This is a genomic window from Priestia sp. TSO9, assembly GCF_021029645.1.
Lineage (GTDB): Bacteria > Bacillota > Bacilli > Bacillales > Bacillaceae_H > Priestia > Priestia megaterium_E.
The window spans coordinates 1,450,539-1,474,234 of sequence record NZ_JAJEKD010000015.1 but is presented as its reverse complement, the minus strand read 5'-3'; the positions used below and the strand labels follow the sequence as shown (position 1 = coordinate 1,474,234).

24 protein-coding genes, 2 pseudogenes and 1 riboswitch are annotated in these 23,696 nt (G+C 39.0%); of the genes and pseudogenes, 21 read left to right on the top strand and 5 right to left on the bottom strand.

Translation table 11 applies throughout. The features are described from left to right. Positions 1-10 precede the first annotated feature (10 nt). On the bottom strand, positions 11-835 hold the full coding sequence (locus LJC66_RS22790; RefSeq protein WP_195695907.1) for a YqhG family protein: 825 nt from the start codon (positions 833-835) through the stop codon (positions 11-13). Continuing rightward, positions 822-2,495, bottom strand: a complete 1,674-nt coding sequence (locus LJC66_RS22785) for a DEAD/DEAH box helicase (RefSeq protein ID WP_195695908.1) — start codon at positions 2,493-2,495, stop codon at positions 822-824. Before LJC66_RS22785 ends, LJC66_RS22790 begins: the two co-directional genes overlap by 14 nt. Positions 2,496-2,675: 180 nt before the next feature. Next, positions 2,676-2,768: riboswitch (glycine riboswitch) on the top strand. A 212-nt stretch (positions 2,769-2,980) separates the two neighbouring features. Between LJC66_RS22785 and gcvT the strand changes: the two genes are divergently transcribed. Genes gcvT through gcvPB form a run of 3 tightly spaced genes read left to right on the top strand, consistent with a single transcriptional unit; the run spans position 2,981 to position 6,919 of the window. Continuing rightward, positions 2,981-4,081: a glycine cleavage system aminomethyltransferase GcvT gene (gene gcvT / locus LJC66_RS22780; RefSeq protein WP_050689210.1), complete on the top strand. Its 1,101-nt coding sequence runs from the start codon at positions 2,981-2,983 to the stop codon at positions 4,079-4,081. Between the two features lie 20 nt (positions 4,082-4,101). Beyond that, positions 4,102-5,448, top strand: coding sequence for an aminomethyl-transferring glycine dehydrogenase subunit GcvPA (gene gcvPA, locus LJC66_RS22775; protein WP_230933591.1), 1,347 nt, complete (start codon positions 4,102-4,104; stop codon positions 5,446-5,448). Then, positions 5,441-6,919, top strand: coding sequence for an aminomethyl-transferring glycine dehydrogenase subunit GcvPB (gene gcvPB, locus LJC66_RS22770; RefSeq protein WP_230933590.1), 1,479 nt, complete (start codon positions 5,441-5,443; stop codon positions 6,917-6,919). The genes gcvPA and gcvPB overlap by 8 nt, the downstream gene beginning before the upstream one ends. Positions 6,920-6,963: 44 nt before the next feature. On the opposite strand, the gene LJC66_RS22765 is transcribed toward gcvPB, so the two are convergent. Further along, entirely contained in the window at positions 6,964-7,347 is a 384-nt protein-coding gene (locus LJC66_RS22765; RefSeq protein WP_013085006.1) for a rhodanese-like domain-containing protein, read from the bottom strand. A 230-nt stretch (positions 7,348-7,577) separates the two neighbouring features. Between LJC66_RS22765 and LJC66_RS22760 the strand changes: the two genes are divergently transcribed. The 6 genes and pseudogenes from LJC66_RS22760 (at position 7,578) to LJC66_RS22735 (ending at position 14,149) form a co-directional block, all read left to right on the top strand. After that, entirely contained in the window at positions 7,578-8,411 is an 834-nt protein-coding gene (locus LJC66_RS22760; protein ID WP_013085005.1) for a lipoate--protein ligase family protein, read from the top strand. A gap of 313 nt (positions 8,412-8,724) precedes the next feature. Beyond that, positions 8,725-9,513 (top strand): annotated as a pseudogene (locus LJC66_RS22755) (ribonucleotide reductase N-terminal alpha domain-containing protein); the annotation flags it as partial. A gap of 218 nt (positions 9,514-9,731) precedes the next feature. Then, positions 9,732-10,607 (top strand): LAGLIDADG family homing endonuclease, encoded by an 876-nt coding sequence (locus tag LJC66_RS22750; protein WP_230933589.1) that lies wholly within the window; start codon positions 9,732-9,734, stop codon positions 10,605-10,607. A 63-nt stretch (positions 10,608-10,670) separates the two neighbouring features. Next, positions 10,671-12,449 (top strand): annotated as a pseudogene (locus LJC66_RS22745) (vitamin B12-dependent ribonucleotide reductase); the annotation flags it as partial. Between the two features lie 284 nt (positions 12,450-12,733). Then, a complete protein-coding gene (gene mntR, locus LJC66_RS22740; RefSeq protein WP_230933588.1) occupies positions 12,734-13,165 on the top strand; it encodes a transcriptional regulator MntR in 432 nt (143 codons plus the stop codon). Positions 13,166-13,267: 102 nt separating this feature from the next. After that, complete coding sequence (locus LJC66_RS22735) at positions 13,268-14,149, top strand: patatin-like phospholipase family protein (RefSeq protein ID WP_016765549.1); 882 nt, start codon at positions 13,268-13,270, stop codon at positions 14,147-14,149. Between the two features lie 30 nt (positions 14,150-14,179). On the opposite strand, the gene LJC66_RS22730 is transcribed toward LJC66_RS22735, so the two are convergent. Both LJC66_RS22730 and LJC66_RS22725 read right to left on the bottom strand, forming a co-directional pair. Further along, positions 14,180-14,578 (bottom strand): SA1362 family protein, encoded by a 399-nt coding sequence (locus tag LJC66_RS22730; RefSeq protein WP_013059160.1) that lies wholly within the window; start codon positions 14,576-14,578, stop codon positions 14,180-14,182. 48 nt (positions 14,579-14,626) lie between these two features. Further along, positions 14,627-15,583: a DUF1385 domain-containing protein gene (locus LJC66_RS22725; protein WP_230933587.1), complete on the bottom strand. Its 957-nt coding sequence runs from the start codon at positions 15,581-15,583 to the stop codon at positions 14,627-14,629. Between the two features lie 298 nt (positions 15,584-15,881). Between LJC66_RS22725 and LJC66_RS22720 the strand changes: the two genes are divergently transcribed. The 12 genes from LJC66_RS22720 (at position 15,882) to spoIIIAG (ending at position 23,690) form a co-directional block, all read left to right on the top strand. Then, positions 15,882-16,418, top strand: a complete 537-nt coding sequence (locus LJC66_RS22720; protein WP_230933586.1) for a YqhR family membrane protein — start codon at positions 15,882-15,884, stop codon at positions 16,416-16,418. A gap of 121 nt (positions 16,419-16,539) precedes the next feature. Continuing rightward, entirely contained in the window at positions 16,540-16,977 is a 438-nt protein-coding gene (aroQ, locus tag LJC66_RS22715; protein WP_013059157.1) for a type II 3-dehydroquinate dehydratase, read from the top strand. Position 16,978: 1 nt separating this feature from the next. Beyond that, a complete protein-coding gene (locus tag LJC66_RS22710) occupies positions 16,979-18,037 on the top strand; it encodes a M24 family metallopeptidase (RefSeq protein WP_028410654.1) in 1,059 nt (352 codons plus the stop codon). Between the two features lie 19 nt (positions 18,038-18,056). Continuing rightward, complete coding sequence (efp, locus tag LJC66_RS22705) at positions 18,057-18,614, top strand: elongation factor P (protein WP_013059155.1); 558 nt, start codon at positions 18,057-18,059, stop codon at positions 18,612-18,614. A 138-nt stretch (positions 18,615-18,752) separates the two neighbouring features. Next, on the top strand, positions 18,753-19,034 hold the full coding sequence (locus tag LJC66_RS22700) for a YqhV family protein (RefSeq protein ID WP_013059154.1): 282 nt from the start codon (positions 18,753-18,755) through the stop codon (positions 19,032-19,034). A 65-nt stretch (positions 19,035-19,099) separates the two neighbouring features. Continuing rightward, a complete protein-coding gene (gene spoIIIAA / locus LJC66_RS22695) occupies positions 19,100-20,047 on the top strand; it encodes a stage III sporulation protein AA (RefSeq protein WP_230933585.1) in 948 nt (315 codons plus the stop codon). A 6-nt stretch (positions 20,048-20,053) separates the two neighbouring features. Continuing rightward, a complete protein-coding gene (gene spoIIIAB / locus LJC66_RS22690; protein ID WP_230933584.1) occupies positions 20,054-20,566 on the top strand; it encodes a stage III sporulation protein SpoIIIAB in 513 nt (170 codons plus the stop codon). 19 nt (positions 20,567-20,585) lie between these two features. Then, positions 20,586-20,792, top strand: coding sequence for a stage III sporulation protein AC (gene spoIIIAC, locus LJC66_RS22685; protein ID WP_013059151.1), 207 nt, complete (start codon positions 20,586-20,588; stop codon positions 20,790-20,792). 20 nt (positions 20,793-20,812) lie between these two features. Continuing rightward, positions 20,813-21,196 (top strand): stage III sporulation protein AD, encoded by a 384-nt coding sequence (gene spoIIIAD / locus LJC66_RS22680; protein WP_013059150.1) that lies wholly within the window; start codon positions 20,813-20,815, stop codon positions 21,194-21,196. Positions 21,197-21,220: 24 nt separating this feature from the next. Continuing rightward, a complete protein-coding gene (gene spoIIIAE / locus LJC66_RS22675; protein ID WP_230933583.1) occupies positions 21,221-22,405 on the top strand; it encodes a stage III sporulation protein AE in 1,185 nt (394 codons plus the stop codon). 5 nt (positions 22,406-22,410) lie between these two features. After that, complete coding sequence (gene spoIIIAF / locus LJC66_RS22670) at positions 22,411-23,031, top strand: stage III sporulation protein AF (protein ID WP_230933582.1); 621 nt, start codon at positions 22,411-22,413, stop codon at positions 23,029-23,031. Continuing rightward, positions 23,028-23,690 (top strand): stage III sporulation protein AG, encoded by a 663-nt coding sequence (spoIIIAG, locus tag LJC66_RS22665; protein ID WP_230933581.1) that lies wholly within the window; start codon positions 23,028-23,030, stop codon positions 23,688-23,690. Before spoIIIAF ends, spoIIIAG begins: the two co-directional genes overlap by 4 nt. The last annotated feature ends 6 nt before the right edge of the window (positions 23,691-23,696 follow it).

Genomic DNA, 23,696 nt, shown 5'->3' with positions numbered 1-23,696 from the left:
CATCTTTTTTTTAACCGGCTTGTGTTTTATTAAATTGACGAGACATCGTTTCAGGCGATATGTAAAATAAGCCACCGTTTATAAACTTAAACAAGATAGTCGGCTCGTACAGTTCTTGAAGCGCTGTTTTTTCGGTCATATATATTTCTGGCAGCTCTTCTGCTGTTTCGTAAAAATGATCAAGAAGCGCTAAGTCTTCATACCATCTTTCTTGCGCTTTTTCAGCCCATTCAGTTGGCTGAGTTTTAACATAGTCAGTCACATATGATGTGAGTCGTGCGATGGCACTTTTAGGTTTAATAAAAGGTGAGAGAGTAAAGCAATAGTCTGAGATTTTAGATGACAGATTTTGATTAACGATTAATTCATGAAATGATTCAATAATTTGTCCATTTATTAAATTAATGCCAAGCGACAAGAGCTCATCTTTTTTACGATCACATTTGTACGAGACTTTAATATTTAATGCAAGCCAAGGGTGTAAAGGCTGATTTGTTGGCTGAGCTGATGCAACTTGTTCATACAAGTGAATAAACCCGCCTAGTTTTTGAGTAGAAGCGAAAATTTGGTGCAGTCTAGGTGAACCAAAATGAATTCGTTCTCCTTGAACGGAATCGTCTTCAAATGCTGGGTCTGTAATGAAAGTGAGCGAAGCAGGAGTTGCTTCTCCTCCCGTCTTTTCGATATAGTGCCAATAAAATGGACGATTCATCAATTCTTTATCGAGTTCAATCGTTAATTGAACCGTCAGGTAAGACGGTGTTTCTGTGACAATAGAACAATTATTAGCTAGAAAATAACGCTTTAAAAATTGATGAATATCAGTTTGCTGCATGCTGATCCTCCTCGCTGTCTTCGTATTGAATAATAGACGTCAAGTTCTCCATCTTGATTTTTATTTCTCCTTCACTCCGTGAATGAAATAAGATATCCTGAATATGCTCTTCGATATTTTTTAAATCAAGCTTTGTTAAAATATCATCTAGCTCTCCAACAACTCGTTCAAAAAGGTTTATTTTTTCGTACAGTAATTTTAAAATATGTTCTTCGACCGTATGTTGAATGGCTAAATTGTAAATGTGAACATCATGTTTTTGACCTAAACGATGGACCCTTCCAATTCGCTGTTCTAGACGCATTGGATTCCACGGTAGATCATAGTTAATGATATGATGACAAAACTGAAGGTTGATTCCTTCTCCGCCTGCTTCAGTGGCAATAAATACTTGCGCGTGGCTTTCAAAAAGCTGCTTCATCCAGTCTTTTTTACCTCGCTTAAATCCGCCTCTAAAAGGTACAGAGGTAATTCCATGCTGTTTTAAATACCACTGTAAATACAGTTGAGTTGCTCTGTACTCAGTAAAAATAATGACTTTATCATCAATTTTCTGAACTAGCTCTAGCACTTTTTCTGCTTTTGCATTTTGAGGCACTTGCTGAAGTAGTTCCATTAACGGCGTAATCATATGTTCCGTTAATGCGCTGTTTTGATCTTCCTGACGTTCCAGCATGTTTTTTAATGTCATATACACTGCTTCACGGCTGCTGCAGGCCTCTCGCTGCAGAGTTAAAATTGAAAAAGCGCTTGAAGGGTGGAATCCGTTTCCTTTAAAAGATGTAATCGCATCGTACAGCTCCCGTTCTTTTGGCGAGAATTCAACAGGAATGGTTTGAACAATTCGCTTCGTCCATTCGATACCCGTATCGTGGCGGCGATTTCGAATCATAACTTTGTTAACAAGCTCTTTTAAGTGTTCATCGTTTTGCAAAGAGCGTTTTTTAGCGGAAAATAATTCTTCGAAATAGTCTTTATTGCCGAGATGGCCAGGCTTTAAAAGAGAGACTAAGTTAAAAATTTCTTCAATTCGATTTTGAATCGGTGTTGCGGTTAGCAACAGACAAAATTTCTTTTTTAGACTTTGCACAAATTCATAGTTTTTTGTTTTGTTGTTTTTAAGTTTATGAGCTTCATCAATGATGATGAGATCGTAGTCTTGTTCAAGCACAATTTCTCGATGAGGAGAACGTTTTGCTGTATCAATTGAAGATACAACGATGTCGCACTGATCCCACACATATGATTTTCTTTGAGGAACTGCGGGAATATAAAATTTTTGATTCAATTCCATAGCCCACTGTGAAACAAGCGAAGCTGGAACTAAAATGAGAACTTTTTTAACAAGTCCGCGAATCATATATTCCTTCAAAATTAACCCTGCTTCAATCGTTTTTCCCAGTCCTACTTCATCTGCTAAAATGGCTTTCCCATTCATTGTTTCAACTACTTGTTTGGCTACTTCGAGCTGATGAGGAAGCGGCGTTAAATCAGCTAGATGTTTTGGGCTTTGCAGTCCTTCAAATTCTGAGATAAGCGTTTGGTCTTCTATTTCATAGGCAAGTTTATACAAATCCCATACAGACCAAGGGCCGTCTTGCTCCAATTTAGTTGAGAAGGCTGCTTCCCATGTTTCATCGATGTTTAATTTCACTTTCATGATAAAAATGCTCCTTTGTAAAAAATTTTTATTGAACAAATGATAAGAATCAGGTAGGATAAAAATATATTTAGAAAATTTGAAAAAGAAAATAGATTAGCACTTTACAAATGATTGTGTGAATAAAGATAGATACATCTTTCAGTAGTATGCCCAACTTTACCAACTTTATAGAAGCGAATGACGACACGGGGAGAGACTACTTGAATGTAGCGCCGAAGGAGCAAGCAATAAGATTGTGAATCTCTCAGGCAAAAAGACTCTTGTTTGACGCAGCTCTGGAGAGTGTCTATGCGTTTATAGACCACCCACGAGGCAAACCTATTCGTTTATAGGTAAACTTTCAGGTGAAAAGGACAGAGACTTCCTACTAAATACAGTAGGGGGGTTTCTGTCCTTTTTTGTTTGGATACATAGTGATCCCCACACTATTTGAAAACTCCCCGTTATGAAAAGTTTCACGTGAAAAAGAGGAGGACATAAATATGACAACAGAATTACACAAAACGCCGCTTTATGATACCTATCAAAAATATGGTGCCAAAACAATTGATTTTGGCGGATGGGCTCTTCCCGTTCAATTTTCTTCTATTAAAGAAGAGCATGAAGCTGTACGTACAAAGGCAGGTCTTTTTGATGTCTCTCATATGGGAGAAATTCTTGTAACAGGAGCTGATAGCTTAGCTTTTCTTCAGCACACGATGACAAATGACGTTTCTACCCTCGTCGATGGAAAAGCGCAGTATACGGCTATGTGTTATGAAGACGGAGGCACGGTAGATGATTTGCTGATTTATAAAAAAGCAGATCAAGAGTATTTGCTAGTCGTAAACGCTGCTAATATTCAAAAAGACTATGAGTGGCTGGTGTCTCACAAACAAGGAGATGTAACGCTCGTTAATCAATCTGATGAAACTGCGCAGCTAGCTTTACAAGGTCCTTTAGCAGAAAAAGTTTTACAAACGTTAACGAACGAAAATTTAGCTTTGTTAAAGCCATTTACATTTGCTGATGATGTAGAAGTAGCGAATGTAAAAGCTCTCGTTTCACGTACTGGGTACACCGGGGAAGATGGCTTTGAAATTTATTGTTCTTCAACTGACGCCGCTCACTTGTGGACGGCTATTTTAGAAGCAGGCAGTGATGAAGGTGTGTTGCCTTGCGGATTAGGAGCTCGCGATACGCTTCGTTTTGAAGCTACTTTGGCTTTATATGGCCAAGAGCTTTCAAAAGATATTACGCCGATTGAAGCTCGAATTGGATTTGCAGTAAAAACGAACAAAGACAGCTTTATTGGAAAAGAAGTGTTAAAAGAACAGCGTGAAAGCGGGGCACCTCGTAAGCTGGTAGGAATTGAAATGATTGATAAAGGTATACCACGACACGGTTACGAAGTATTTGCAGATGAAGAACAAATTGGATTTGTGACAACAGGTACACAGTCACCGACATTAAAGAAAAACATCGGTCTAGCACTATTGTCAGCAGAGTATACAGAGCTTGGTCAAGAAGTGGAAGTGCAGGTTCGGAAGAAACGCTTAAAAGCAAAAGTGGTTTCAACACCTTTTTATAAACGTTCAAAGTAAGCTTTGGGGAGGAATTTAACATGTTACATCGCTATTTACCAATGACAGAACAAGATCAGCAGCAAATGTTAGCAGCAATTGGCGTTTCATCTGTTGATGATCTATTTTCAGATATTCCGCAGCGCGTTCGTTTTCAAGGAGAATACAATATTAAAAAAGCGGCCTCAGAGCCTCAGCTGTTAAAAGAATTAAATAGTATGACTGCTAAAAATGCTCATTTAAAAGACTATGCTTCTTTTCTAGGAGCAGGAGTTTACGATCATTACATGCCGGTTATTGTTGATCATGTTATTTCTCGTTCGGAATTTTATACGGCCTATACTCCGTATCAACCAGAAATTTCTCAAGGAGAACTTCAGGCCATCTTTGAATTTCAAACAATGATTTGTGAGTTAACGGGGATGGACGTGGCTAATTCTTCTATGTATGACGGAGGAACTGCTTTAGCAGAAGCCGCTATGCTCAGTGCCGGTCAAACAAAAAAGAAAAAAGTACTTGTCTCTGCGGCTGTTCACCCTGAGTCAAAAGATGTTTTAAAAACGTATGCGAAGGGTCAGTACATTGAAGTGGTAGAAATCCCTGCAGCAGACGGAGTAACAGATATGATTGCATTAGAAAAAGAGATGGGGAGTGACGTGGCAGCTGTTATTGTCCAGTATCCAAATTTCTACGGACAAATCGAGCCGTTAAAAGAAATTGAAGAAATTACTCATCAAGAAAAATGCATGTTTGTGGTTTCAAGCAATCCTTTATCATTAGGTTTACTTACGCCTCCTGGAGAATTCGGAGCTGATATTGTCATTGGAGATGCACAGCCATTTGGTATTCCAAGTCAATTTGGAGGCCCGCACTGCGGATACTTTGCAACTACGTCTAAGCTTATGCGAAAAATCCCAGGACGATTAGTAGGGCAAACGGTAGATGAAAACGGTAAGCGAGGGTTTGTTTTAACCCTTCAAGCACGTGAACAGCATATACGCCGCGATAAAGCGACTTCTAACATTTGTTCAAATCAAGCGTTAAATGCTTTAGCGGCATCAGTTGCCATGACAGCTTTAGGCAAGCAAGGTGTAAAAGAAATGGCACTGCAAAATTTATCAAAAGCGCATTATGCATATGAAGCGTTAAAGGCAAAAGGGGTAAATGTGGCATTTGAAGGACCGTTTTTTAATGAATTAGTCGTGAAGCTTCCTGTTTCGGTAACAGAAGCAAACAGTCAGTTATTAGCTTCAAAAATAATTGGCGGTTATGATCTTAGCCGTGATAACCAAGAGCTTGAAAATCACATGCTGCTTGCTTTTACAGAGCTCCGTACAAAAGAGGAAATTGACCAACTTGTAAATGAATTGGGGGATCTTCATGCTTAATCAAAATCAATCACTTATTTTTGAAAGCAGTAAAGAAGGACGAATCGGCTATTCATTGCCTGAGTTAGACGTGCCAAAAGTTAATGCTGAAGAACTGCTTGGAAAAGCGTATGTGCGTACCGAAGCGCCTGAGCTTCCTGAAGTATCAGAACTCGATATTATGCGTCATTACACCGCGCTTTCAAAACGAAATCACGGAGTGGATTCAGGATTTTATCCGCTTGGTTCATGTACGATGAAATATAATCCAAAAGTGAACGAACAAGCAGCACGCATTGCTGGTTTTGCGCACATCCATCCGCTTCAAGATGAGCAAACGGTTCAAGGTGCTCTCGAACTTTTATATGATTTACAAGAGCATTTAACGGAAATCACAGGAATGGATGAAGTAACGCTTCAGCCAGCAGCAGGTGCTCACGGCGAGTGGACCGGGCTTATGATGATTCGTGCCTATCACGAAGCAAATGGTGAGGCGCAGCGAACAAAAGTCATTGTTCCAGACTCAGCTCACGGAACGAACCCGGCTTCGGCAACAGTTGCGGGATTTGAAACGGTAACGGTAAAATCAAACGAACATGGTTTAGTGGACTTAGAGGATTTACGCCGCGTAGTAGGAGAAGATACAGCCGCTTTAATGTTAACAAATCCAAATACGCTGGGGTTATTTGAAGAAGATATTTTAGAAATGGCTGAAATTGTTCACGCAGCAGGTGGAAAGCTTTATTATGACGGTGCAAATTTAAACGCAGTATTAAGTAAAGCCCGTCCTGGAGATATGGGGTTTGACGTGGTTCATTTAAACCTTCATAAAACGTTTACAGGCCCTCATGGAGGAGGCGGTCCTGGTTCTGGTCCGGTAGGGGTAAAAGCAGATTTAATTCCTTATTTGCCTAAACCAGTGCTTGTGAAAACAGAACAAGGCTATCACTTTGACTATAACCGTCCTCAGTCAATTGGACGCGTAAAGCCGTTTTACGGAAACTTCGGCATCAACGTTCGCGCTTATACGTACATTCGTTCAATGGGTCCAGACGGCTTAAAAGCCGTAACGGAAAATGCCGTGTTAAATGCCAACTATATGATGCGTCGTTTAGCAGAGCACTATGAGCTGCCGTTTGACCGTCACTGTAAGCACGAATTTGTTTTATCAGGAAAACGTCAGAAAAAGCTTGGCGTACGCACATTGGATATCGCGAAACGACTGCTTGATTTTGGCTATCATCCGCCGACTATCTACTTCCCGCTTATCGTAGAAGAGTGCATGATGATCGAACCAACGGAAACGGAGTCGAAAGAAACGCTAGATGCGTTTATCGATGCGATGATTCAAATTGCAAAAGAAGCAGAAGAAACGCCTGAAGTTGTACAGGAAGCTCCCCATACAACGGTTGTGAAGCGCCTTGACGAAACGCTCGCAGCGAGAAAGCCAGTTCTTCGCTATCAGAAAGAACAGGCTGTTCAAAACGTCTAACAAAAAACCTCGCCCAAAGGCGAGGTTTTTCTATATACATACCATTATTTTTTCTTTTTCACTTTACCGTTCCACATTTTGAAGCCGCCTTTTAAATCATAGATTTCTTGAACACCGTGGCGACGAAGCATTTGTGCTGCGCGTCCTGTGCGCATTCCGCTTTGACAATAGATGTATACAGGCTGATCTGGACGAAATTCTTTAATGCGCATACGGAACTGTGAAAGAGGAATATTTCGTGCGCCTAAAATATGTCCGTTTTCGAATTCATTCGGTTCACGAATATCAACTAGCTGTGCCTTGCGGTAGCCGCTGCGGAATTCTTCTTCAGTTAACGTTTTCATAATGCGACGTTGGACAAAGAACATAACGACAGAGTATATGATGATTACTCCAAGTAAAATGAGTACTGCTGTAATTGCTGACATGCTGATTCTTCCTTTCTTCGACAAAATCCATACTCTTATTATATAAGTGAATGAAATTAGAAGTAAAGCGATTTCGCCTTGAATCTAGCGGATTTCTTCCCGAAAATGAAAAAACTACCACATTTGAATTCGCAGTTTTATGTTGCTCTTTGCTTTTCCTTAGCTCAATCTTTTGGTAGACTAAAAAACGGATTTATTTTTTATATTACATATAGCTGAGGATGAGGTAGATGAAAGCAAAGTGGAGATTTATTGATTCCAACAACCGTTCGCCTTATTACAATATGGCGTTAGATGAAGCGTTATTAGAATGGCATAGTAAAGGAGAAATTCCACCTACGATTCGTTTTTATGGATGGAACCCTCCAACGCTGTCAATCGGTTATTTTCAAAAAGCTGAAAAAGAAATTAACTTTGATAAAGTAAAAGAATTAGGACTAGGCTTTGTAAGACGTCCAACGGGCGGCAGGGGCGTGCTTCACGATGAAGAGCTTACTTACAGCGTCATTGTATCTGAAGAGTATCCTAACATGCCTAAGACAGTTACAGAGGCATATCGCGTAATCTCTGAAGGTTTACTGGAAGGATTTCGTTCGTTAGGACTCGAGGCTTATTTTGCTATTCCTCGTTCAGAAGAAGAAAAAAATAGCTTAAAAAACCCTCGTTCGTCCGTGTGCTTTGATGCTCCTTCTTGGTATGAACTAGTTGTAGAGGGCCGCAAGATTGCTGGAAGTGCCCAAACTAGACAAAAAGGAGTTATTCTACAGCACGGCTCTATTCTGTTAGAGATTGATGAAGATAAATTATTCAGCGTGTTTAATTATCCAAATGATCGCGTGAAAGAAAGAATGCAGCGCGCATTTCGTTCTAAAGCGGTAGCCATCAATGCAATTGCGGGCCGCAAAATCTCTATTGAAGAAGCAAAAGAAGCGTTTTATAAAGGATTTGCTTCTGCTCTTGATATTGATTTAGAACCGTATACACTGTCTGAAGAAGAGGAAGCATATGTAGAAGAACTAGCGCGCACAAAGTACGGATCGGATGAATGGAACTTTAAGCGCTAAACGGATGCCGATGGGAAATAGATAAAAGTGCAACTTCTTATAAGTTGCACTTTTTATTGGGATTTTTAGAAACAATGCTTGGCTAACAGAATGCATAGAGAAGAAAAGTCAAACACTTTTTTTACGAAAAAAAAAATATTTCACTTGACACCCTTCTATATGTAGATGTTTGGATAAGTGTCAAATACTATATATTGAATTCGTCCAAGCCGTGTGGTAAGTTATTGATAGTTGATTGAAAAACTCTATTTCCTTTAAAAGGAAATAGAGTTAATAAATTTAATAGATGTTCGATAGGTAAGGAGTTGTGAGAATGACTGTTTTGTTAAATCAAAAAGTGAATATGAATGTTGAAAAGCTTAATTCAGATATTGAACGCTTTCCGCAAGTACATCCGATTACACCGGATATGAAGTTGACTCATAAAGGTGTTTCAAGATTGGTAATGTTAGACCGCTATGCGTTTAAAGATACGGAAAAATTAACGTTATCAGAAGGAGATTTTGTTGTTCTAACCGTAAAGGAAGATCCAAAATTTCCAGCACGAGGACTTGGCTATGTGGAAAGCATTAATTTTGAGCAAAAAACCGCTGTTGTCAAGGTAGAAGATGAGTTTAGAGGAGCTTTATCGCCTGAAGAAGCAGAAAACGGATTAATTACTCGTTCTTTAGATGTCATTGAAAAACCTCTAGAAGTCTTCTATGAGCAAATTGCAAAACGTAATGCAACAGGCTTAGCTTCCGTGGAAAAAACAGAAGAAAAGCGCAAAGAGTGGTTTGAAAAGTTCTATCAAGAGCTTGTTCAGCTAAACTTTGTACCAGCTGGCCGCGTTCTTTACGGTGCAGGTGCTGATACGGACGTAACGTACTTCAACTGTTATGTAATGCCTTATGTAAAAGATTCACGTGAAGGTATTTCAGAACACCGCAAACAAGTAATGGAAATCATGAGCCGTGGAGGCGGTGTTGGAACGAATGGTTCAACTCTTCGCCCGCGCAACACGCTGGCTCGCGGTGTAAACGGCAAATCATCTGGTTCGGTTTCATGGTTAGATGATATTGCTAAACTGACGCATCTTGTTGAGCAAGGTGGGTCGCGTCGTTAACAAACCGGCGACGTAATCTCGTGAATTGCTGGAACACCCTTAGAGCTTTCTTCACCACAACGTGATCGGCAACGATGAGCGTGATGGTTAGAAAAGAGGAAAGATTGGGCAATCAGCAGCCAAGTGTCTTTGGAAACGAAGATAAAGGTTCAACGACTATTGAAACTTCCTAAAAGTTCTAATGTAATAAAACTTTAGTGAATAAAGTAGGTGTTATGATGGAAGCAAAGGAAGGAGTAAACCATAGCAAACGGCAACGTCGCTATGGGGCACGAGACAAAGAAGAAATCATAAAATCAGTTATCAAGTTACATGATCAAGGTTATAGCCAAGTAGATATATCAAAAATGTTAGGTATAGCACGAAATACAATTAAAAGATGGAATGATGAACTTCACTTTTTTGAAGCTAGAACACCAGGCGAAGCAGGGAAATTAAAAAATAAAATCTATAGATATAATGAAGATTATTTTGAAAGTATACTCACGCCTAATCAAGCTTATGTAGTAGGTTACATCACTGGAGATGGAACAGTTTTCGACAGAAAGAGGTCGAAAAGGTTGGTCCTAGTTCTAGCGGAGCAAGATAAACAATTACTACAGGATATCAGTGAAGAATTGAATATAGAGGATGCTATCAAATTCAGAAAAAGAAATGCTAGCAACGAACAGAATAAATATTCATTAACCATCAATTCAACTAAAATGTGTAATGACTTAATAATGCTAGGAGTCGGCCCTCGAAAAACAGGCTTTGAAAAGTGGATCGATTTTGAAAATGAGGAATTACAATGGGCATACTTAAGAGGATTCTTTGATGCAGATGGTCATATCAGAGTTTATGAAAGAAATGGCTATCAAAAAGCGAGAATAGGCTTCACAGGAAACTCTAAGATGTTAAAAGAAATCCTAGTATTTCTTAAGTCAAAGGGATTTGCAGTAAATGTTAACTGTATTACACAAAAACAGGGCTGTTGTGACTTATACCTTAGCAGTATCAAAGAAATTAAACTACTTGGAAAAGAACTATACAAACATGGAACCATTAAACTGAATCGAAAATATGAGAAATTTTCTTCTTTGATGATATAGTCTGATCTTACATGAAAGTGTAAGAGTACGGCAGAAATGACCGTACCCTTCTTAACGAAGAGTAACAAATTGGGGGCCCAAATGATCATGCTTGCCGACTGGCATCCTGACATTGTAGAGTTTATTATTTCTAAAATGCAAAACCCTCGCATTTTACGTTTCTTAATTGAAAACACAAATGACGAAATGATTAAAAAGCATGCACAAGATAAATTGAAGTTCACGCCGCTAACAGAGTCTGAAGAAGCGATGTACCAAGGAATCATTAACTATAAACAAATTCCTGGTCTTGGTGGGTTCAGTGAAAAAATCATTAAAGATGCAGAAGAAAAGCTGCAAACAGGCGGAACGTACAGCGTTCATAACTCAGAGTTTTTAACAGGAGCAAACATCTCTGTATGCTTAACAAAAGATTTCATGGATGCTGTTGAAAACGACGGAGAATACGAACTTCGCTTCCCAGACGTAGAAAGCTATTCAAAAGAAGAAATGGCTAATTACAATGAGAACTGGCACGAAGTAGGCGATGTGCGCGAATGGGCAAAACAAGGAAACAAAGTTCGTACGTATCGTACTATCCGTGCAAAAGAGCTATGGAACTTAATTAATATTTGTGCAACGTACTCAGCTGAACCAGGCATTTTCTTCTTCGACAATGCTAATGACATGACAAATGCTCAAGCATATGGTCAGCACGTTGTTGCAACAAATCCATGTGGTGAACAACCACTTGCACCATTCTCTGTCTGCAACTTAGCTGCTGTTAACTTAGCGCAAATGGCAGATAAAGAAACGAAAACTGTTAACTTTGAAAAGTTACGTCAAACGGTTGAAACAGGCGTTAGAATGCAAGATAACGTTATTGATGCAACTCCTTATTTCTTAGAAGAAAACCAAAAACAAGCGCTTGGCGAACGCCGCGTTGGCCTTGGTGTAATGGGTCTTCACGATCTTCTTATTTATTGTGAGACAGAGTACGGCTCTGACAAAGGCAATGAGTTAGTAGATAAAGTGTTTGAAACAATTGCAACGACAGCTTACCGCGCGTCTGTAGAGCTTGGAAAAGAAAAAGGAAGCTTCCCGTTCTTAGTGGGGGAAACAGATGCTGAAACGGCTTCTTTACGTGAAGCATTTACAAATACAGGCTTCATGAAAAAAATGCCTGAAGATATTCGTGAAAACATTAAAGAGAACGGTATCCGAAACTCTCATTTATTAACAGTAGCGCCAACAGGCAGTACTGGAACAATGGTTGGAGTATCAACGGGTCTTGAACCTTATTTCTCATTCTCATACTTCCGAAGCGGCCGTTTAGGTAAATTTATTGAAGTAAAAGCTGATATCGTTCAAGAGTATTTAGATCAGCATCCAGATGCAGATCCAAACAACCTTCCTGAATGGTTCATTTCAGCTATGGAACTTGCACCACAAGCTCACGCGGACGTGCAATGTGTGATTCAGCGCTGGATTGACAGTTCAATTAGTAAAACAGTAAACGCTCCTCGTGGTTACACAGTAGAGCAAGTTCAAAAAGTGTACGAGCGTCTGTATAAAGGCGGAGCAAAAGGCGGTACGGTGTACGTAGACGGCAGCCGTGATGCACAAGTCTTAACGCTAAAAGCAGAAGAAAATACGTTTGATGAAGAAATTGAAGCGCCAAAAGAAGAAACGAAACCGCACGTTGTGTTAGTTGATACAATTAATGAAATTCGTTCAACTGATGTAACAATCGGTTCTGAAGTAGGTAATACTTGTCCGGTTTGTCGTCAAGGAACGGTAGAAGAAATGGGCGGATGCAACACATGTACAAACTGTGGTGCACAGCTGAAATGCGGCCTTTAATTTTGAACACGATTGACTAGTAAAAGCTGACTCAAACGAGTCAGCTTTTATTATGTATAAAAATGGGGCATAAATAAGAAGCGGGATCGAACGGTTCTTGTATTTGAATAAGCATTGTAGTATGATTTTAATTGAATGTCTTTTATCCCGTTTTATCTTATGACATCGCTTTATTTACACGTTTTTTTCACATAGATTATCAAACATGAACACGATATCACTATAAGAAACAGACATTTATGACTTATTATTAGCAATACATAATATTAATTGGGGGAGATTTCATGCCTACACCGAGTATGGAAGATTATATTGAACAAATATATATGCTAATTGAAGATAAAGGATACGCTCGAGTGTCTGATATTGCTGATGCATTGGCGGTTCACCCCTCATCTGTAACGAAGATGGTTCAAAAGCTAGACAAAGATGAGTACTTAATTTATGAAAAATACCGAGGCCTTGTTTTAACATCTAAGGGGCAAAAGATTGGAAAACGTCTTGTTTATCGCCACGAGCTTTTAGAGCAGCTGCTGCGCATCATTGGCGTAGATGAGAAAAATATTTATGATGACGTAGAAGGAATTGAACATCATTTAAGCTGGAATTCCATTGATCGTATTGGAGATTTAGTTCAATACTTTGAAGAAAATCATAACCGTATTCAAGATCTTCGCAATGTACAAAAACGAAATGAAGAAGAGCAAAAATTATAAGAAAAAAGCAGCGGCCAATAGCGTCACTGCTTTTTTTCTTTTTATCATAACTTGTTGCTGAGTTGACTACAAATGTAGAGTGGGTAGTTTGGAGGAGAGGCTGTGTACGTCGACGGAGTGTTTTCAGGTGGCGGTATTAAAGGGCTTGCACTGATTGGTGCGTTACAAGCTCTAGAAGAAAAAGGCTTGATCTTTCGGCGGTTAGCCGGAACGAGTGCGGGTTCCATTATTTGTGCATTTGTAGCAGCCGGTTATACAAGTGAAGAAATTGTTGAAATGATGAATGAAATTGAGTTATCGTCTTTTTTAGATCAAAGAATGTCTTTTTTACCATCAAGCTTGACAAAGTGGCTGTTTTTATATTGGAAAATGGGATTATATAAAGGAGAAAGGCTTGAAAAGTGGATTGCTGAGAAATTGCGGAGCAGAGGAATTCGTACATTTGCTGATTTGCCTGATCAGTCGCTGCGTATTATTGCGTCAGATTTGACCAACAGTACGATGCTTGTTCTTCCAGATGATTTGCCTAAATATCAAATCGACCCGAATCGCTTTTCTGTAGCAAGAGCCGTTCGAATGAGCTGCAGCATTCCATATTTTTTTGAGCCGGTTAAATTAAAATCTACCCCAAGCAGTTTAATAGTCGACGGGGGCGTGTTAAGCAACTTTCCAATTTTTCTATTTGATGATGATAAAAGTCTTAAGAAACGACCGGTAATTGGTGTGAAGCTGAGCCCGAAGGACGAAGAAAGAGAACGGAATAAAATTAAGAATGCCGTTGGTTTATTCAGTGCGCTTTTTGAGACGATGAAAGATGCGCACGATGCAAGACATATTTCAAAACGTCACGAAAAAAATATTATCTTTTTACCTGTTAATCAAGTTTTTGCGACAGAATTTACCCTCACAGAAGAACGGAAGGAAGAGCTGATTGCGTTTGGCAAAAAGCGTACAAGGGCATTTTTGAAAAAGTGGTGCTATTAAAAAAACAAGGAGGTTTTTCTCCTTGTTTTTTTAAAAGAATGCTCTATTTTTCTTTTTTCCTTTTTTACCTTCGATGACGGTCAAGTGTGAGTTGTTTTTCTTTTTCTTTAGCGGTTTCGTTGACTTGGATACCGGGCGCTTATTTGAGCTTCGGTACGTATGCATATCAACTTTGTTGCTTCCTCGCTCTTTTTCTTTTTGACGCAGTTTTGATTGTTTTACTGCGCGCACATACCCTCTATCTTGACCTTTTGTCTGAGAAGGGCGGAGAATAAACCGATAAACTAAGTAAAACAAAATGATAAACAGAAAAATATAACCTGCTTGACGTAATAAAACAGCTGGATCTGTAATCAACGTAAATGCAAAGCCAATGACTCCTAACCCGATTAGACCATATACAAGTGGTTTCACGAATGGACGTCTCATTTTGTTCACCTCCTAAAATAGTAAAAAAAGAAAGCAAAACGGTGTGGATTAGACAACTTGTTCGTCAGTGGTAGAAGAAAGTTCATTTTCAACGCGTAAAAGTTCTTTAAATGAAGCAATCGCAACTTCAACTTGATCATCTTTTGGTTCTTTGGTTGTTAAAAGTTGAAGCCATAAACCGGGATAACCTAAAAAGCGAAGAAGAGGGACATGACGAACTTTATTGGTTAACTGTAACACTTCAAATGATAAACCAAGGACAACTGGGATTAATGCAAGGCGATCCACAATTCGTAACCAAAGAGGATCCGTTGGAACGAGTAGGTAGACAAACATTCCTACAACTACGGTAAAGAGGATAAAGCTACTTCCGCAGCGATAATGAAGTCGAGATTGTGCTTGCACGGCTTCTACCGTAAGTTCAGCATTGTTTTCATATGCATTAATGACCTTGTGTTCTGCTCCATGATATTGAAACACCCGTTTAATAAGTGGCGTTTGTGAAATCACATAAATATAGCCAAGGAGCAATAATAGTTTAAATACTCCTTCAATAAAAACCTGAGCTACACTTGAAGTGAAAACAGGACGTGTCAATTGTGCTAAAAACACAGGAATCAATGTAAATAGTACTTTCCCGAAAAGAAAGGATATTACACCAATAGTTGCAACGCCAAATATTAAAGATAGTTTTGATTCTTTTTTCTCTTTTTGTTGTTCTTCTGCTACTTGAGCATCATCTTCTGGATTCACGTCATAGCGTTCAGAGGAAAAGTTCAAGTGCTGCGTACCGTTTGCACTGGCTTCAACAATAGCAGCAATTCCTCGTAAAAAAGGAATTTTTTTAAAAGCAGTGAGTACGGAATTTGATTTTCTTTTTGAATGAAAATAATCAATAGATTGATCTTTGCGGCGAATAGCCGTCACCATCATACGTTTGCCACCGAACATGACGCCTTCTATAACGGCTTGACCACCATACGCAGGTTTTTGTAATTTAGACATTTCAGGCACCAACCTAACTTAACTAGACTAGACTTCTTAGTATTTTATATTCTACAGCAAAATCAAATAAACCTCTAGGCGGATGCATGTTATCTAGTTTAGCCAATATTTTTCATCTCCACACCCTTGTTATGAATTTTTTTCCTTTCACTTATAAAATTTGTTTATGAAACTCTGTGCGAAGTAGTTTTAAAATGTCTCTTTGATATCAGGCTCCCTTCTTGCGTATAGGAAGAGTAATAAACGTAAAAACTTAGAAATGAGAAAAAAGTTCATACTACATCAAGAGGTGATTAATATGTCAGAACCTAAAGAACAGCATGAAAAAAAACAGGATAACCACCCTACGCATAAACAGGAAATGTCTTTTTTATTTAAAGCCGTCTTTATTTCCTTTTTTGGAGGGATTTTCTGGAGCTTTATTGGCTATTTAAATTATCTGTTCAGCTTTAGTGTTATCAATCCAAATATGCTTTTAGATCCATGGGCATTAGGTGATTGGAAGGATAAAGGAATAGGTGTTATCGTCAGTATTTTTCTTATAGGGGTATTATCTATTTTTGTCGGGTTGTTATACTACGTCCTATTAAAGAAGTTTAAAACAATTTGGATAGGTTTTGCTTACGGCTTATTATGGTGGGCAATTGTATTCGTTGTTTTGAATCCGCTCTTTCCCAATTTAAAAACAATTGGAGAGCTTCCAGCTAACACGATTATTTCATCCCTCTGTATTTATATTTTATATGGTGTATTCATCGGATATTCCATTTCTTTTGAAGCTGCAGAGCTTCAAACAAAAGATGAATCTACAGATTTTCAAACGGCGAATAAGTAGTGTGAATGTTCCAACGTATGCTAATATATTCTATATAATGATTTAAAAAGAAAAATAAAGTGCAAATTCACATAAGTGAGCTGCATAAAGGGTTCGTAGTAGGGGAGAGTGTTGAATTAAGATGAATAAGATTTTAGTAATAAACGGTCCTAATTTAAATCGTTTAGGCGTACGCGAACCAGCGGTATATGGGACAGATAATCTTCAAAATCTTGAAGAGAAGCTTCAGCGAGCAGGCAGAGACCATGGGGTAGAAGTTGAGTGCGTACAGTCTAATCACGAAGGTGTAATTATCGACTGGATTCATGAAGCGGATGAGAAATTTGATGGAATTATGATCAATCCTGGTGCTTTTACTCACTACAGTTATGCCATTCGAGATGCGATTGCCAGTATATCTGTTCCTGTTATTGAAGTGCATATTTCAAACGTACATAAGCGTGAAGAGTTTCGCCACCATTCAGTGACGGCACCTGTTACACATGGTCAAATTGTCGGGTTAGGTTTATACGGATACGAGCTTGCCCTGCAGGCACTTTTACAATTAAGGGGGAAATAAAATGAAAATCGAAAAACTACGCGAACAGTTTTCAAAGTTGAATGTGGACGGTGTTGTAATTACAAGTGAATATAACAGACGCTATATGACCAATTTCACAGGATCTGCTGGTGTCGTTATCATTTCTGAAGACAAAGCGGCATTTGTAACAGATTTTCGTTATGTTGAACAAGCAACTAGTCAAACAGAAGGTTTTGATATCGTTCAGCACAAGGGTCCTATTGTAGAAGAAGTAGCGAATGTAGTGAAACAATTTGGAATTAAAAAGCTTGGTTTTGAACAGAATTATGTTACATATGGACAGCATCAATTATTTGATAAGCATATCGGCGCGGAACTTGTTCCAATCTCGCACGCAATCGAAAACTTACGCTTGATAAAGAGTGACTCAGAGATTAAGATATTAAAGGAAGCTGCAAAAATAGCAGATGCAGCATATGAACATATTTTAACCTTTGTTCGTCCTGGTTTAACAGAGCTTCAAGTATCTAATGAGCTGGAGTTCTTTATGAGAAAACAAGGCGCAACATCTTCATCCTTTGATACAATTGTTGCTTCAGGGCATCGCGGGGCTTTACCGCATGGTGTTGCTTCTGAAAAAGTAATTGAAAAAGGGGAACTTGTAACGCTTGATTTTGGCGCATACTATAATGGTTACTGTTCAGATATCACACGAACATTTGCCGTCGGTGAAGTAAGTGATAAGCTAAAAGAAATTTATAATGTCGTACTGCAAGCGCAGCTTAATGGAATGAGCGGCATTAAAGCAGGTATGACGGGTAAAGAAGCAGATGCGTTAACGCGTGATTATATTACAGAACACGGATACGGCCAGTATTTTGGACATTCGACCGGTCACGGCGTAGGGTTAGAAGTACACGAAGGCCCCTCACTTTCTGTGAAATCTACAGATGTACTGCAGCCAGGTATGATTGTAACCGTTGAACCAGGTATTTACATACCAGACTTAGGGGGCGTTCGTATTGAAGATGATACGATCGTCACAGCAGAAGGTAATGAGGCATTATCGCACTCATCAAAAGAGTTCATTATTTTATAAAATGTAGGAGGATTTCTTCATGATTTCAGTAAATGATTTTCGTACAGGTTTGACAGTAGAAGTAGACGGAGGTATTTGGCGTGTAATGGATTTCCAACACGTAAAGCCTGGTAAAGGCGCTGCATTCGTTCGCTCAAAACTACGTAACCTTCGTACAGGAGCTGTGCAAGAAAAAACGTTCCGTGCAGGTGAAAAAGTAGGGAAAGCCCAAATTGATAACCGTAAAATGCAATATCTATATGCAAGCGGCGATCAGCACGTATTCATGGACAACCAGTCTTATGAGCAATTAGAGCTTCCAGCAAGTGCAATTGAATATGAGCTAAAATTCTTAAAAGAGAATATGGAAGTAGCAATTATGATGTACCAAGGTGAGACATTAGGTGTTGAACTTCCAAACACAGTTGAGCTTAAAGTAACAGAAACTGAACCTGGTATTAAAGGTGACACAGCTTCTGGCGGTACAAAACCGGCAACTGTGGAAACTGGCTTAACAGTAAACGTTCCGTTCTTCGTAAACGAAGGCGACGTATTAATTATCAACACAACAGACAGCAGCTACGTATCACGCGCGTAATTGGATCGTGTAAGCAAGATGCAAACATACAAAAAAGGCAGAGAATCATTCTCTGCCTTTTTTGTATGTTTTTTTGTGCTAACTCTTCCTTATTTTGCATAGGTTGTACTAAACAACGCAGAGATATAGGAGGGGCTTATGAAGCAGTGGTTGGATCATTTAAACGGTACGGTATTAACGATGGCGTGCCTTCGATTTATTTCTTCATTTATTGAGTTTATTGCCGCTATTTTAATTGTCACAAACAATGATGTGAAAAAAGCGTTAATGATTAATGGAATGTTAGCGCTTGTTGGTCCGATTGTAATGGTGAGTTCTTTTACCATAGGTTTAGTGTCCGTAGCCGATCAATTATCTTTTGGGAAATTAATCATGATTGTAGTAGGAGTGCTCTTCATTTTAATCGGTGTTTTTAAATAAAAGGTAGGCATAAAATGGTCAAGCTTATAATACATTGAAGTGAGTTCAAATATGAGGGGATGAATATGTTAAACGAAATACTTGCAATCTTTCCGCCTAATTTAAAAAAGACTGTTGAATTTTATGTTACAAACCATTCTCATGTACTAGAAGAAATTCGAGTGCGCGTAGGAAGACCTGTCGAATTTACAATCAACAATCAGCCATATTTCGAATCGTATCTTCCAAGTGCAGAAGATGCTTTATTTATCTTAAATAAATTAAGCCAGTTTTCGATTTATATGATTGAAGAAGAATTGAAAAAAGGATATGTCACCATTGAAGGCGGGCACCGGGTTGGACTAGCGGGAAAAGTTGTAACGGAAAATGGACAGGTTCGTGTGATTCGAGATGTATCATCCTTTAATATCCGGATTGCTAAACAAAAGATTGGTATTTCGAATCAGCTTATTCCTTTTTTATACACTGGCTATTGGCAAAGTACGGTCATCATAGGACCTCCTCAAACAGGAAAAACAACCATGATTCGCGATTTAGCCAGAGTAATAAGTACTGGCATAGAGCCCTCTAAGATTCCTCCGTTTAAAGTGGGAATTGTAGATGAACGATCAGAAATTGCTGGGGCTGTTAAAGGGGTTCCTCAGCATACATTCGGATCTAGAATGGATTTATTAGACAGCTGTCCAAAAGCTGAAGGCATGATGATGATGATTCGCTCCATGAGCCCCGATGTGCTGATCGTGGATGAAGTGGGAAGTGAAGAAGATTGTAAGGCCGTACTTGAAGCGGTTAATGCTGGCGTTCGTGTCATTATGACTGTTCATGGCTATGACATTGAAGATTTAATGAAGCGTCCCACTTTGCAAGCTTTAATGAAACTTCACGTATTCAAAAGGTATGTTGTGCTATCGAACAGCCGAGGTCCTGGAACACTTCAGGCTATCTACGATGAGCACTATAATTCCATGAAAACGTCCGCTGAAAAGTCGCTTATTGAAAATAGTAAAGGGTGATGGTGTATGAAACTGTTTGGTGCCATCTTTATCTTATTTGCTTCCACTTACACAGGATTTGAGTTTGCAAAGCAGCTTAGTGCAAGACCTAGGCAGCTCAGGCAATTAAAAACGGCTCTGAGGTCGTTAGAAGCAGAAATTATGTACAGCAATCGGCCTCTTCAAGAAGTTGCTCATTTGTTATCTCTACAGCTTCCTAATCCTTTGGCTTCTTTGTTTAATGAGTTTTCAATAAAATTACAAGAAGGTACTGAAAGTGTCAAGGAAGCTTGGGAAAAGACCTTGGACCAATTTTGGAAACAAACCGCCCTTAAAACGGGAGAACTAGAAATCTTAAAACAATTTGGTGAAACGCTTGGTCAGCATGATCGTTATTCGCAGCAAAAGCATATCTTACTGACGCTGAACCATCTTGAACGCGAAGAACAAGATGCAGTTGATAAGCAGAATCGCTATGAAAAAATGGTTAAAAGTTTAGGCTTTCTATCTGGGTTGCTACTGGTCATTCTATTGATGTAGCGATAGAGGAGGATTAAATGTGGGAATTGATATGAACACCATTTTTCAGATTGCTGGGATTGGTATCGTCGTAGCTTTTTTAGTCACCGTACTCGAACAGATGGGAAAAAAAGATTACGCGAACTGGGTTACCCTTATCGGCTTTATTTATATTTTATTTATGGTTGCTTCGATTGTAGAGGACTTATTTCAAAAAATCAAATCGGTTTTTTTATTTCAAGGGTAGAGGGGTGAGTTGCCATTGAAATGCTTCAAATTGTGGGCTTAGGGTTAGTAGCTACGTTTTTGGCTCTTATTTTAAAAGAACATAAATCACCTATTGCTTTTTTACTTGTTGTATTCGTGGGATCCGTGATCTTTCTTTTTTTAATTGATCAAATCTACGAAATTATTAAGATGGTCGAGCGGCTGTCAATTAATGCCCACGTTAACATGATTTATGTGGAAACCATCTTGAAAATTATTGGTATCGCCTATATCGCCGAATTTGGTGCTCAAATTACGAAAGATGCAGGGCAGGGTGCCATTGCTTCTAAAATTGAATTAGGTGGAAAAGTGCTGATTCTCTCCATGGCAATTCCTATTTTAACGGTCATTATTGAAACGATTATTTCAATGCTGCCCAATTAATTTTACTTAATATGAGGTGACGAAATGAAGCGGTGGACGTTTAAATTGAATATACTCGCTCTTCTTTTGTTCCTCTTTTTTTTCTTTCCAGAAAATGTACAAGCTTCCGAACCCCCGAAGCAGCAAGAACTTGTCAATGAACAAATTGATAAGCTCGGTATCGATGAAGTCAAACAGTTTTGGGACGATATTATTACCCAATACGGCGGCTTTTTACCCGAGAGTCAGAAGGGAAGTTTAGTCGATTTTTTAAAAGGAGAAAAAGAGTTCTCTCTTAAAGAATGGCTAGGAGGTCTTGTAAAGTTTTTATTTCATGAAGTATTAGCGAATGGAAAGCTCCTCGGTACGCTCATTATGCTAACGGTTTTTAGCGTGTTTTTACAAACGCTTCAAAGTGCGTTTAATCAGCAAACCGTAAGTAAAGTAGCGTATGCGCTTGTATATATGGTTTTGATCATCATTGCTCTTAATAGTTTTCAAATTGCTATCTCTTATGCAACGGGAGCGATTGAGACCATGACCAAATTCATTTTAGCTCTGGTGCCGCTGCTGCTTGCCCTAATGGCATCATCAGGAGGAGTTGTATCGGCAGCCTTTTTTCATCCGATGATTTTGTTTTTAATGAACACAAGCGGTTTGCTTATTCAATACGTAGTGATGCCGCTGCTTTTTCTTTCAGCACTGCTTAGCATTGTGAGTACGATTTCAGATGAACATAAGGTTACACAGCTTGCTCAGCTGTTGAGAAATATAAGCATTGGCGTGCTTGGAATATTCCTAACTGTTTTTTTAGGGGTGCTGTCCGTTCAAGGGGCCACCTCAGCTGTTGCCGACGGTATTACAATTCGAACGGCAAAGTTTGTCACAGGGAACTTTATACCTGTTGTAGGACGTGTATTCACAGATGCGGCTGACACAGTCATCAGTGCCTCGCTTCTATTAAAGAATTCAGTAGGGATTGCTGGAGTAGCAGTCTTACTGTTAATCGTCGCGTTTCCGGCTATTAAAGTGTTAACGCTCGCTTTTATCTATAAGCTGGCAGCAGCTCTTCTTCAACCTATTGGAGGAGGACCGGTTATTTCCTGCTTGAGCATTATCAGCAAAAGCGTCATCTATATTTTCGCGGCGCTTGCGGTTGTCTCGCTTATGTTTTTCTTATGTTTAACGGTCATCATTACAGCGAGCAACGTCACAATGATGGTGAGGTGAAGAAATTGCAGGCCTTAACGACGTGGATTACTAATATCATTCTTTTTATCTTATTAGCTACCATTATTAATTTACTGTTGCCCAATTCTAGTTTTCAAAAATATACAAAGCTGGTGGTTGGACTTCTTTTAATGCTGATTATTATTACACCCGTTTTTCAAATTTTTAAAGTGGATGTTAATCAAATGTTGAAATCACTTAGCTTATCATCTATTCGATCCGATCAGCAGGTAGAAAATTCAATAGAAAATCAGAAAAAAGAAATACAAGCTTCACAACGTGCATATATTTTAGAACAAATGGCTGTCCAAATGGAGACAGATGTAAAAGAGGAGTTGATGGATCAGTATGGTGTAGCAATTGATCGAATTCACATTGAAACAAAAAAGCCGAACGACGAACCTACCGCTGATAATATTAAATCCATTTCAGTTGCCGTAAGTAAAAAAGCATCGGATGATTCCGAGGTTGTTTCAGCTGTGAAAGTTATTTCTATTGATACCTCCACACCGATCGAAACAAACAAACCAACAGAATCCAAGAAATTATCCAACTATTTAGCAGCAAAATGGGATGTAAAACAAGGCCAAGTTGTTGTGAATATGGAGGAGGGAGACACGAAATGAGTCAAAAGCCAGAAAAAGGTGACCCATCATTTTTTCAGCGGTTCTTTTCACTTAAACAGTCATCAACTACGAAGAAACCTTCAAAGTTAATGTATATAGGCATTTTACTAGCTGCAGGCGTTATCTTTATGGTATTTAGCAACTCACTCACAACATCTATGAATTCAGGCGGATTACTAAAGAGTGCAAGCAACGAAACCAGCGCACCACCGGTATCACAGGATGTTCCCGCTTTTAGCTCTAAAAAGACAACAACGATGACAGGTTATGAAGAGCGGTATGAGGAAGAATTGAAAGATATTTTGGATCAAGTTAGAGGCGTAAGTAAGGTAAAAGTAATTGTGAACCTAGATGCAACAGAATCCAAAATATATGAAAAAAACAGCGTCACAAAATCGCAAACGACCGACGAAACGGACCGTGAAGGAGGGACTCGTAAAGTTGAAGATTCCTCAACAGACGAACAGCTGGTCATTGTAAGAAGCGGAGAACAAGAAAAGCCTGTTGTAGTTAAAACCGAAAAACCAAAAGTAAGAGGCGTGTTAGTTGTCGCTAAAGGAGCTGATAATATCGAGGTAAAGAAATCTATTATTGAAGCCGTGACAAGAGCGCTCGATATACCAAGTCATAGAGTAGCAGTATTAGCGAAAAAAGGATGAGGGGGA